Raw genomic sequence first — 10,026 nt, 5'->3', positions numbered from 1 at the left:
GGTTTGGCATTTACCACCTTGTTCTTCCGTAATTTTTACATTGGTGTTCCCGATGAGCTGGTGAAAGCTGCAAAGCTGGATGGCGCTGGGTTCTTTACCATTTTCTTTAAAATTCTACTGCCGTTATCACTGCCCATCATCATGGTTACCGTTATTTGGCAGTTCACCGCAATTTGGAACGATTTTCTGTTTGGCGTGGTGTATTCCGGTTCAGAAACGCAGCCCATTACCGTGGCTCTGAACAACTTAGTGAACACCAGTACAGGTGTGAAGGAATACAACGTAGACATGGCCGCAGCCATCATTGCTGCTCTGCCAACTTTGATTGTGTATGTATTAGCAGGCAAGTACTTCGTGCGTGGTCTCACCGCCGGATCAGTAAAAGGATAAACTTATGGCAACACTACAACTGAATAAGATCCGCAAAACCTATCGCAATGCGGACCAGGAAACCCTGAAAGGGATTAACATCAGCATCGATTCTGGCGAGTTTCTGATTCTCGTCGGACCGTCTGGATGTGGCAAGTCCACATTGATGAATACCATTGCGGGGCTGGAGGACATTACCTCGGGTGAGATTGTGATTGACGGCATAGACGTCGCACAAGTAGAGCCGAAAGATCGCGACATTGCGATGGTGTTCCAGTCTTACGCGCTCTACCCAAATATGACGGTGCGAGGCAACATCGCCTTTGGGCTGAAAATTCGCAAAATGCCGGCGGATCAGATTGAAGCCGAGGTTCAGCGAGTAGCGGAAATGCTGCAAATCGACCACCTATTGGATCGCAAGCCGTCGCAACTCTCCGGAGGACAGCGTCAACGTGTCGCCATGGGACGCGCTCTGGCTCGTAAACCTAAGCTCTATTTGTTTGATGAGCCATTGTCGAACCTTGATGCCAAGTTGCGTGTTGAGATGCGTACTCAAATAAAGCGACTGCATCAGCAATTGAACACCACTATCGTTTACGTTACCCACGATCAGATTGAGGCCATGACATTGGCGGATCGCATCGCGGTGATGAAAGACGGTGAACTTCAGCAGCTGGGCACGCCAAAAGAAATCTACAACAAGCCAAACAATATGTTTGTGGCAGGTTTCATGGGATCGCCTTCGATGAACTTTATCCGTGGCAAAGTGGATCTGAACAGCAACGACCAACCGGTTGCAAAAGTGAAAGATGGAGAAGGGAACGAACATGCGATCCGTTTGCCAGAATCGCTTCGTCCACGAGACGGACAAGATGTGGTGATTGGTCTGCGTCCTGAAAACATCACTGAGCAAGTGGATGACGACAGTCACGCCACCAAGCTGCCACTGAAAATTGAAGTGCTTGAACCAACAGGACCCGACACGATTGCGATGGTGAAAGTGAATGAGCAGGAAGTCGCGTGTCGATTGTCTCCGGAGTTTGATGTGAATGTCGGAGAAGTGACGGAATTGTACTTTGATTTGTCGAAAGCGGTGTTCTTTGATGCGAACACAGAAATTCGTATTGAGCATTAGGGTTTGGAGAGAAAACTGACAAGGGTTTGAAGTTCGGGAGTTTGAACTTCATGGATCTGTGACAATGCAAAAGATAGAGGGATCTTTTGTTGTCAATTTGCGCCCCATCGTGGGCGCTTTTTTTGTATACAACTCATCAAACTAGATATAGTTTAACTACTTGATGCTCATTGTGATCCTGTCCTATGGTAATTCGCTGGCTGATTTCTGTATTTACTGTTCTGGTTGCGCTCTTGTATCTTTCAGGTGTTTTTTACTTCTGGGAACCTGATGATATTAAAAAGGGTTCGCCTGCCTATTACTTAAAGCTGCCAAAAGAGGTTCGGGAGTTTGATTACTACCAATCAATTGACGATGTGACTTTTTCCTACCGAGTTGCAGACGGTGTCAAACCAACCATCATCACAGCCAAATTTATGCAAAGTACTCCCTTTTATTCTTTCAGGCATCAGTTGGTGAAAGCTGGTTTTCAGTGTGAAGCTATTGCTGAGAGTCCCAGTATCCGATGTGCGGGAAAGTACGTTGATGGAAGGGTTTCATTCATTATCAAACGTTTTACGAATGAAGCGTCAGAAGTGGAAGCGACCTTTATTGGCGTCGGAGACAGCTAAATGCAAACGACTAAAAAATCAGGAAAGAGCCGGTTACTCTATCTAATTGGCGCATGTTGCCTTGCGTATCTGCTTTGGTCTCTGTTTTACATTAATCACTTGTCAAAACAAGTTGAGACTGAAAAATCCAGAGTGATGAGTGTGGCGAGAAATCTGGAACTGTGGAAACAGATTACGATCAAGAATGATGGTCATCTGGACCAGAATACACTTATGCAGGAAAACCAAGATATACATATCGAGCTTGTTGAAAATGCCTATGTAGAAGAAGGGCATAAATTCTACATGATGTACTATTCAGAACCTCTGAAAGAACAGGACTTTAGGCGTTATTTCTCTGAGTTGGTTCTTGATGACTATTTTTACATCGTGACGGATTCTGATGGAAAGGTTAAGGAGCTTTTCTGGGATAAACCTTAGCGTTTTAGGTTACTTAGGGATAAGGGTGTCCGAATTTGGGTTCAGACACCCGTTGTGGTTTTACTGCCAAGTCCCTAACGCCATTTCGGTGGTGAATCCCGGACCGAATGCTGCCATCACGCCTTGTTCTCCAGCTTTTCTGTGCGCAAAACTTCTTCTCAGCACATCAATCACAGCGGCACTGGACGTATTACCCGTTTCACGCAGGCATGCGCGAGAGTGGTCTAATGCGTCTGATGTAAGTTCTAGAGTGCGTTCAACTTCATCCTGAATTCGTCTGCCTCCAGTATGGAACAGATAGAAATCCAACTCTTTCGATGCTTTTTCTTTGCTCGACTGTACGAACTGATCAATGACTGGTGCGACTCGTTCAATTGAATACATGACTTCTTTATCGAGCGAGAATTTAAAGCCTCGTGGCGTCATGTCATAACGAATGAACGCTTCACTTTCAGGTAGGAAGTGACAGGCAGAGTGGGTCAGTTTCATGCCACTGGTCTGGTCATCGCCTCGCATAACCACTGCGGCGCATGCGTCTCCAAACAGCGAGTTAGTGACAAAGTCCTGAATGCGATTGGCGTACTTATCGAAACAGAGTGACGACGTTTCCAGCGCGACAATTAACGCGTTGTTTTGTACAGACTGGTTGCAGTGGTCAAAAGCGCGGTTGACGGCAGCAGCGCCAGCAACACAACCCATTTGCGCCATGGGTAGCTGAATGGTTGAGTCTTTCAGATTCAAAGCATTGATCAGATGAGCGGTGAGGGAAGGCATCATAAACCCAGTACAGGACGTGACGATAACCATGGAAATGTCCTTGGGTTGCAACCCGGCATTTTCGATAGCCTGGCGTGCTGTCTGCTCAGACATCAGACGCGCCTGCTCATCATAAATCATACTGCGCTCATCGAAATCTTCCAGCGAGACTACTTTGTCCAGAGGAACGATCAGATGGCGTTTATCAATGCTAGAATTACGAACCATATCAAACGCTTTTTCGGCGTGTGGCTGGTCACTGTGTAACTGACGAAGGCATTCAATGATCTCTTCCTGAGTCACGGTGTACTCTGGGAAATAAACGGAAGGCTTACTTAAAACACTCATAACGGTTCTCCTTTTATATGTTTTATAAATGATCATTTAGATATTTTGATTTTATAAAAACAACGGGAGAGTTTTAGAAGTATGAAATTGGTTCCGCATACTAATGAGACTGGTGGAATATATACTTTTGCCATGCACCAATGTTTCATTTTCCACCCATATCCCCTGATTTAATGGGTGGATTTCCACCCACTTCAATTCATTCGCTCTGACTCGCACACTTTGTGACTTTCGTGCAGCCCTTATGGTTAAAGGGTTGTTAACAAAATGTATTAAGTTGGTCTGCGTTTTGCCTTATAGAACCTACACGGTCTTCATTGATGACGACCAAGTGTTAAATAAGGAGAATAAAAATGTTAAAGCCTCTTACCCTACTTTCTGCCTCCATCCTGGCGCTAACCAGTTTTCAAGCGGCTGCTAACTGTGACCCTGGCGAAATTGTGATCAAGTTCAGCCACGTAACGAATACCGACAAGCATCCAAAAGGTATTGCAGCTTCCCTTCTTGAAAAACGTGTCAATGAAGAGATGAACGGCAAGGCATGTATGCAGGTATTCCCAAACTCAACCCTTTATGATGACAACAAAGTGCTGGAAGCGCTTTTGAATGGTGATGTTCAGCTAGCGGCACCTTCTTTGTCTAAGTTTGAAAAATTCACCAAAAAATACCGCATCTTCGACTTACCATTCCTGTTTGAAGATGTGGATGCCGTAGACCGTTTCCAGAACTCGGAGTCGGGCGAGAAACTGAAAAACGCGATGAAGCGTCGTGGCTTGAAAGGTCTTTCTTTCTGGCATAACGGCATGAAGCAGATGTCGGCAAGTAAGCCGCTGCTTTCTCCTGCGGATGCAAAGGGTCTGAAATTCCGTGTTCAGGCTTCAGATGTTCTGGTTGCGCAATTTGAGCAGTTGGGTGCAAACCCGCAAAAGATGTCGTTCAAAGAAGTGTATGGCGGTCTTCAAACTAAAGTTATCGACGGACAGGAAAACACCTGGTCGAACATTTACGGTAAGAAGTTCTTCGAAGTTCAGGATGGGATAACAGAAACCAACCACGGCATTCTGGATTACCTGGTTGTTACGTCTAACAAGTGGTGGAACGACCTGCCTGATGATGTGCGCATAGAATTCCACGCTATTTTGAAAGATGTGACGGCAGCGCGTAACTCGGCGTCTTCCGAAGTGAACGAGCTGAACAAACAAAACATCATCGCTGCTGGTGGTGTCGTTCGTACACTGACTCCTGAACAGCGTCAGGAGTGGGTAACCGCTCTGCAACCTGTATGGAAGAAGTTCGAGAAGGACATCGGCGCGGATCTTATCGAAGCAGCTCTAGCTTCAAACAAACAATAAAAATAATGGCGCAGCCCCCCGCTGCGCCTTATCCCTTGGTTCATTCCTAATACAGCGGAGTATCTGTATGGAACAGTCGTTTTTTTCCCGAGTCGGTAAAGTAACGGACAACATCGAAGAGACGCTTATTGCTCTGTTTCTCGGTGGTATGACGCTACTGACCTTTGCCAATGTGGTGTTTCGTTATGTGTTTAACGACAACATCCTGTGGGCATTGGAACTGACCGTTTTTCTCTTTGCCTGGATGGTGTTAGTCGGTGCTTCTTATGGCGTGAAGAAGCATTTTCATATTGGTGTGGATGTGGTGATCAACCTTGCACCAGAAAGTGGGCGTAAGATCTACGCCATCATTGCTGTGAGCTTATGTTTACTTTTCTCTGTCTTGCTTTTCATTGGTTCTTGGAACTACTGGTATCCGTTCGTAACCGAGCGTGCCTGGTACGAAACCGATGACATTCCAATGCCTGAAATGCTGCAGTTTTTATCTGACTGGATGAATGAAGGTGAACGCTACGAAAAAATGCCTCGCTTTATTCCTTATGCGGCGCTGCCCATTGGAATGGCGTTACTGACATTTCGCTTTGCTCAGGCAGCCTGGCAGATCATAACAGGTAAAACCGATCGCCTGATTTCAAGCCATGAAGCGGAAGAAGATCTGGAAGCATTGAAATCTGAAAGCAAGGAGAGCTAAACCGTGGACATTTTATTGTTGTTTGTCATGGTCATCGGTTTCATGCTGATCGGTGTACCAATTGCAATATCACTGGGTCTTGCCAGTATTCTATTTTTGTTGATGCATTCCGATGCGTCACTGGCTTCTGTCGCGCAAACCTTGTTTAACGCGTTTGCAGGGCACTACACCTTACTCGCGATCCCGTTCTTTATTCTCGCGTCGAGTTTTATGTCGACGGGGGGAGTGGCAAGGCGAATCATCCGATTTGCAATCGCAATGGTGGGTTGGTTCCGTGGTGGTCTCGCCATGGCATCGGTCGTCGCCTGTATGATGTTTGCGGCGTTGTCTGGTTCTTCTCCAGCTACTGTGGTTGCGATCGGAAGTATCGTTATCGCTGGTATGGTGAAAAACGGTTACTCCAAAGAGTTCGCTGCTGGTGTTATCTGTAATGCCGGGACACTTGGTATCCTGATTCCACCTTCGATTGTTATGGTGGTGTACGCCGCTGCAACAGACGTGTCGGTAGGGCGTATGTTCTTGGGTGGCGTGATTCCGGGCTTACTTGCAGGTGTCATGTTGATGATTGCCATCTACATTGCGGCGAGATTTAAAAACCTTCCGGCGCAGCCTTTTGTTGGGTGGGGCGAAGCCTTTGCGGCTGCAAAAGACGCCAGTTGGGGTCTATTGCTGATCGTCATCATTCTGGGTGGTATTTATGGCGGGGTATTTACTCCAACAGAAGCGGCAGCGGTAGCAGCGGTGTATTCCTTCTTTATCGCCAACTTTATCTACAAAGACATGGGGCCGTTTGCCGACAAGGAAAACACCAAGCCTGTTCTGGTCAAAGTGTTCCAGACGTTTGTGCACAAAGACACCAAGCATACGTTGTTTGAGGCAGGCAAGCTGACTATCATGCTGCTGTTCATCATTGCTAATGCTTTGATTCTGAAGCACGTATTAACCGAAGAACGCATTCCTCAGATGATCACCGAATCTATGCTTTCCGCTGGATTAGGTCCGATTACCTTCTTGATCGTGGTGAACTTACTGCTGTTGATTGGTGGTCAATTTATGGAGCCGTCCGGTCTGCTGATCATTGTTGCACCGCTGGTATTCCCAATAGCAATTGCTCTGGGTATCGACCCTATTCACCTAGGTATCATGATGGTGGTGAATATGGAAATAGGGATGATTACCCCGCCTGTGGGGCTGAACCTCTTTGTGACTGCGGGTGTGGCTAAGATGTCGATGATGAATGTGGTGAAGGCAGCGCTTCCTTGGGTGGCGGTGATGTTCCTCTTCCTCGTTATCGTAACTTACGTACCTTGGGTATCCACCTGGCTACCTACCACCCTTATGGGACCTGAAATCATAACCAAGTAGAAACGAAAACCTGAGACACCCTACACTCAGGAATAGATCGTTCATAAATGCACTTGAAGCACATTGCCCTGCTTTCCCCAGCAGGGCTTTTTTCGATTTATCTAATCCATCGTCCCCGGTAACCAGAGCGATATCTTAGGAACGAAAGTCAAAAGAAGCAATACCGCCAGCAGCATCCCAAGGAACGGAAGGACTTCTTTAACAAAGTCTTTGACCGCCACTTTACTGATGCTACATGCTGTAAACATCAGCGTCCCCAGAGGTGGAGTAACACCAGCGATGGTTAGGTTAAGTACCATCACAATCCCGAAGTGCACCGGATCTATCCCCACTTTGGTGATGATAGGCACCAGAATAGGTGTCAGAATGATCAGTGCAGCGCCACCTTCAATAAACATCCCAACCAAAACCAACAGTAAGTTGATGATCAGCAGTAACAGGTATGGGTTATCTGTCAGCGACAACATGGCATTGGCGACCTGCACCGGCAATCGTTCCCATGATAAGTAGAAACTGAAAGTAGAAGCCGCACAGATAATAAACATCACGGTAGAGGTAGCGATCACCGTTTCTTTCATGATGGAAGGTAAGGCTTTAACCGAGAACTGGCGATGGATATAGCCAACAATAATGGCATAGATCACCGCAATCGCGCCTGCTTCAGTTGGAGTGAAAAGCCCGAATCGGATACCACCAATAATTCCGATGGGAACCATTAGCGACCACGCAGCATTTTTCAATGCCAGTAAACGTTCGGTTAGTGAAGAAGGTTTCGGCTGTGACGGAGCGTAATCGCGAATCCGGGAAATCCGGTGCGCGACTAGCATCAATGCGATACACAGGACAATTCCCGGAACCACGCCAGCCAGAAATAGTCGCCCAATGGAGACGTCACCCATGTAGCCATACAAGATCAAACCAATACCGGGTGGAATGATCACACTGATAATGGATGAACACGCCGTAACCGCGGCAGAAAAAGCCGTGTGATAGCCACGCTGGTTCATCTGAGGAACCATGATTTTACTCTGCATCGCGGTATCTGCATTCGCACTGCCAGACATGCCGCCCATTAAGGTACTGAGCAGGATGTTGACCTGAGCCAGACCGCCGACTCTATGCCCCGTTAAGCTGTCGGCTAACTTCATTAGCCGCTCAGTTATGCCCGCGTGGTTCATGATGACGCCCGTCGTAATAAAGAAGGGAATCGCCAACAAAGGGAATGAGTGGGTCACCGAAACAAATCGCTGAATAAAAATCTGGTGTTGAATGCCATTGGTCATTAAAAAGAAGGTTAACCCAGCAATCGCGAGGGCGAAAGCAACAGGTACGTTAACCGCAAAAAGCAGAAACAGAATGAAAACCGGAAGTAAATCCATTACAGCACCTCCGATTCTGTAGTGTCATCTGTTTGAGTGGGTCTGTTAAACAGATGACTTACGCTGTGAATCAACATAAATAAAAAAGACAGGCAGGTTGCAAGGTACACGAAGAAAAACGGTAACCTTAATACGGGCGAAGGACGGTTCCATGACTGAAAAGCCAGAACCGTTGCCAGATAAAAGCTGTATGCCAGAAAGATCAGTACGACCAGTGTTGTTAACTGGAACAACCGTCTACGAATGTTGTCAGGCAGCGCATCGACAAATACGGGGACGCCAATATGCAGACTCTTTCGATAACACACGGCTGCTCCCATAAATACCATCCATGTAAAGGCTATGCCTGACAATTCTGTTGTCCAGACTGCGGGTTGCTCCGTGATGTAGCGAGTGATCACCCCCCACACAACGGAACCCAAAACCAGGCTCATGGCGATCAGGGCAAGCGCGGTTTCCAGCTTGCCCAACACCTCCGACACTTTTCTTAGTGACATCATGATTCCTTATTGTTGGTCTCAGTTGTCCAGAATTTCACGAACTTTGGCGTGCAAACCATCTGACCACTTAGGGAATTTCTGATAAACCGGAGCCGTTGCTTTCTGGAATGCATTGGCGTCTACGTTTTTATGAACAGTCACGCCTTCTGCGCGAAGCTTGTCGAGTAGCGCGTCGGTTGTGTTAACTGAAAGCTCTGTCATGAATTCACCCGCTTTGATCGCTTCTTCAGCCAGGATGGTCTGAATGTCTTTTGGCAGGTTGGCAAAGTAATCGGCGTTGATGACCAGCCCAATAAATGCTTTAAAGTGGCTGGTTAGCGACACGTGCTTTTTGCTTTCATACAGTTTGGCGGCGTAAAGTGAACCAAGCGGCGCTTCAGCAGCATCGACCACGCCCGAAGATAAACCGGTATACACTTCTGACCATGCCAGTTGGGTAGCACGAGCTCCCATCGCTTTTACGGTTTCAATCCACATTACGTTTGGTGGAACGCGCATTGACACACCTTTCAGGTCATCAGGTGACAAAATCGCTTTGTCCGAAATAATGTGTCTCTCACCAAACAACCAGTTCATCGCTAGAACTTCGAAGTTTCCGTTCTTCTTCACGGTCTCTTTCATAGACTGATAAAGGGATGAATCCAGCAACTTCTTAAAATCTTTTGGATCATTGAGTAAGTAAGGACCGTTTAACACGCCAAAGTCCGGCGCGTAATCGGAAAGGTAACCCGGATCAGCCGTTTGAATAACAGGCAGACCCAGTTTCACTTGCTCGTAAACTTCCAGGTTGGTGCCGAGCTCGCCATTCGGGTGAATCGTGATTTTGATTTTGCCGTTAGAGCGCTTTTCTACGTTTTCGGCATAGTATTCCAGCGCTTGGTGGAGAGGCTCTTTGTTCGATGTGACATGAGCCAGTTTGAGTTCATAGTCTGCTGCAAAGACGACGCTGGAAAACAGCATCGTTAATGCAATAAGCGGCTTGAGTAAACGTTCCATGTGTTGCTCCTGATTTTCCGCGAAACTGAAATAGATGAGTAAATACTCAGGCGCCACGAGCAATGCGCAATTAATACTGGTTGTGCAGGTCGTGTCGCTGACTT

The 10,026-nt window shown here is 46.9% G+C and carries 11 protein-coding genes; 7 read left to right on the top strand and 4 right to left on the bottom strand.

The genetic code is table 11. From position 1 onward, the window contains the following. The 4 genes from RH89_RS21150 to RH89_RS21135 all read left to right on the top strand — a co-directional run. Nucleotides 1–390 (top strand): carbohydrate ABC transporter permease (locus RH89_RS21150; RefSeq protein WP_004406253.1); only part of this gene is annotated, 390 nt, incomplete at its 5' end. A gap of 4 nt (nt 391–394) precedes the next feature. Beyond that, complete coding sequence (locus RH89_RS21145) at nt 395–1,504, top strand: ABC transporter ATP-binding protein (protein WP_004406252.1); 1,110 nt, start codon at nt 395–397, stop codon at nt 1,502–1,504. A gap of 185 nt (nt 1,505–1,689) precedes the next feature. Beyond that, on the top strand, nt 1,690–2,115 hold the full coding sequence (locus tag RH89_RS21140; RefSeq protein WP_004406251.1) for a hypothetical protein: 426 nt from the start codon (nt 1,690–1,692) through the stop codon (nt 2,113–2,115). After that, nucleotides 2,116–2,535, top strand: coding sequence for a hypothetical protein (locus tag RH89_RS21135; protein WP_004406250.1), 420 nt, complete (start codon nt 2,116–2,118; stop codon nt 2,533–2,535). 60 nt (nt 2,536–2,595) lie between these two features. Here the strand turns inward: RH89_RS21135 and RH89_RS21130 are convergent, their stop codons facing one another. Further along, the gene (locus RH89_RS21130) at nt 2,596–3,639 is read right to left on the bottom strand and encodes a type III polyketide synthase (protein ID WP_004406249.1); all 1,044 of its coding nucleotides are present in this window, start codon (nt 3,637–3,639) and stop codon (nt 2,596–2,598) included. Between the two features lie 353 nt (nt 3,640–3,992). Between RH89_RS21130 and RH89_RS21125 the strand changes: the two genes are divergently transcribed. The 3 genes from RH89_RS21125 (at nt 3,993) to RH89_RS21115 (ending at nt 7,047) form a co-directional block, all read left to right on the top strand. Next, nucleotides 3,993–4,991, top strand: coding sequence for a TRAP transporter substrate-binding protein (locus RH89_RS21125; RefSeq protein WP_004406246.1), 999 nt, complete (start codon nt 3,993–3,995; stop codon nt 4,989–4,991). Between the two features lie 67 nt (nt 4,992–5,058). Then, entirely contained in the window at nt 5,059–5,682 is a 624-nt protein-coding gene (locus tag RH89_RS21120; RefSeq protein ID WP_004406244.1) for a TRAP transporter small permease, read from the top strand. Nucleotides 5,683–5,685: 3 nt separating this feature from the next. Next, nucleotides 5,686–7,047 (top strand): TRAP transporter large permease, encoded by a 1,362-nt coding sequence (locus RH89_RS21115; protein ID WP_004406243.1) that lies wholly within the window; start codon nt 5,686–5,688, stop codon nt 7,045–7,047. 101 nt (nt 7,048–7,148) lie between these two features. Here RH89_RS21115 and RH89_RS21110 read toward each other — a convergent pair whose 3' ends face one another. From RH89_RS21110 to RH89_RS21100, 3 genes are read right to left on the bottom strand one after another with little or no spacing between them, the layout of a single operon-like run. Continuing rightward, nucleotides 7,149–8,426: a TRAP transporter large permease gene (locus RH89_RS21110; protein ID WP_004406241.1), complete on the bottom strand. Its 1,278-nt coding sequence runs from the start codon at nt 8,424–8,426 to the stop codon at nt 7,149–7,151. After that, nucleotides 8,426–8,923 carry a TRAP transporter small permease gene (locus tag RH89_RS21105; protein ID WP_004406239.1) on the bottom strand — a complete coding sequence of 166 codons (498 nt, stop codon included), beginning with the start codon at nt 8,921–8,923 and terminating at the stop codon, nt 8,426–8,428. Before RH89_RS21105 ends, RH89_RS21110 begins: the two co-directional genes overlap by 1 nt. A 21-nt stretch (nt 8,924–8,944) precedes the next feature. Beyond that, nucleotides 8,945–9,922, bottom strand: a complete 978-nt coding sequence (locus tag RH89_RS21100; RefSeq protein ID WP_004406238.1) for a C4-dicarboxylate TRAP transporter substrate-binding protein — start codon at nt 9,920–9,922, stop codon at nt 8,945–8,947. Nucleotides 9,923–10,026 lie beyond the last annotated feature (104 nt).

The organism is Vibrio nigripulchritudo ATCC 27043 (assembly GCF_000222685.1).
Lineage (GTDB): Bacteria > Pseudomonadota > Gammaproteobacteria > Enterobacterales > Vibrionaceae > Vibrio > Vibrio nigripulchritudo.
This window is presented reverse-complemented; position numbering and strand designations above follow the sequence as displayed.

Excerpts from the sequence above, each read along its gene's own strand:
- RH89_RS21110 (WP_004406241.1), bottom strand. The coding sequence starts at position 8,426 with ATGGATTTACTTCCGGTTTTCATTCTGTTTCTGCTTTTTGCGGTTAAC.
- RH89_RS21100 (WP_004406238.1), bottom strand. The coding sequence starts at position 9,922 with ATGGAACGTTTACTCAAGCCGCTTATTGCATTAACGATGCTGTTTTCC.
- RH89_RS21130 (WP_004406249.1), bottom strand. The coding sequence starts at position 3,639 with ATGAGTGTTTTAAGTAAGCCTTCCGTTTATTTCCCAGAGTACACCGTG.
- RH89_RS21120 (WP_004406244.1), top strand. The coding sequence starts at position 5,059 with ATGGAACAGTCGTTTTTTTCCCGAGTCGGTAAAGTAACGGACAACATC.
- RH89_RS21145 (WP_004406252.1), top strand. The coding sequence starts at position 395 with ATGGCAACACTACAACTGAATAAGATCCGCAAAACCTATCGCAATGCG.
- RH89_RS21135 (WP_004406250.1), top strand. The coding sequence starts at position 2,116 with ATGCAAACGACTAAAAAATCAGGAAAGAGCCGGTTACTCTATCTAATT.
- RH89_RS21140 (WP_004406251.1), top strand. The coding sequence starts at position 1,690 with ATGGTAATTCGCTGGCTGATTTCTGTATTTACTGTTCTGGTTGCGCTC.
- RH89_RS21125 (WP_004406246.1), top strand. The coding sequence starts at position 3,993 with ATGTTAAAGCCTCTTACCCTACTTTCTGCCTCCATCCTGGCGCTAACC.
- RH89_RS21105 (WP_004406239.1), bottom strand. The coding sequence starts at position 8,923 with ATGTCACTAAGAAAAGTGTCGGAGGTGTTGGGCAAGCTGGAAACCGCG.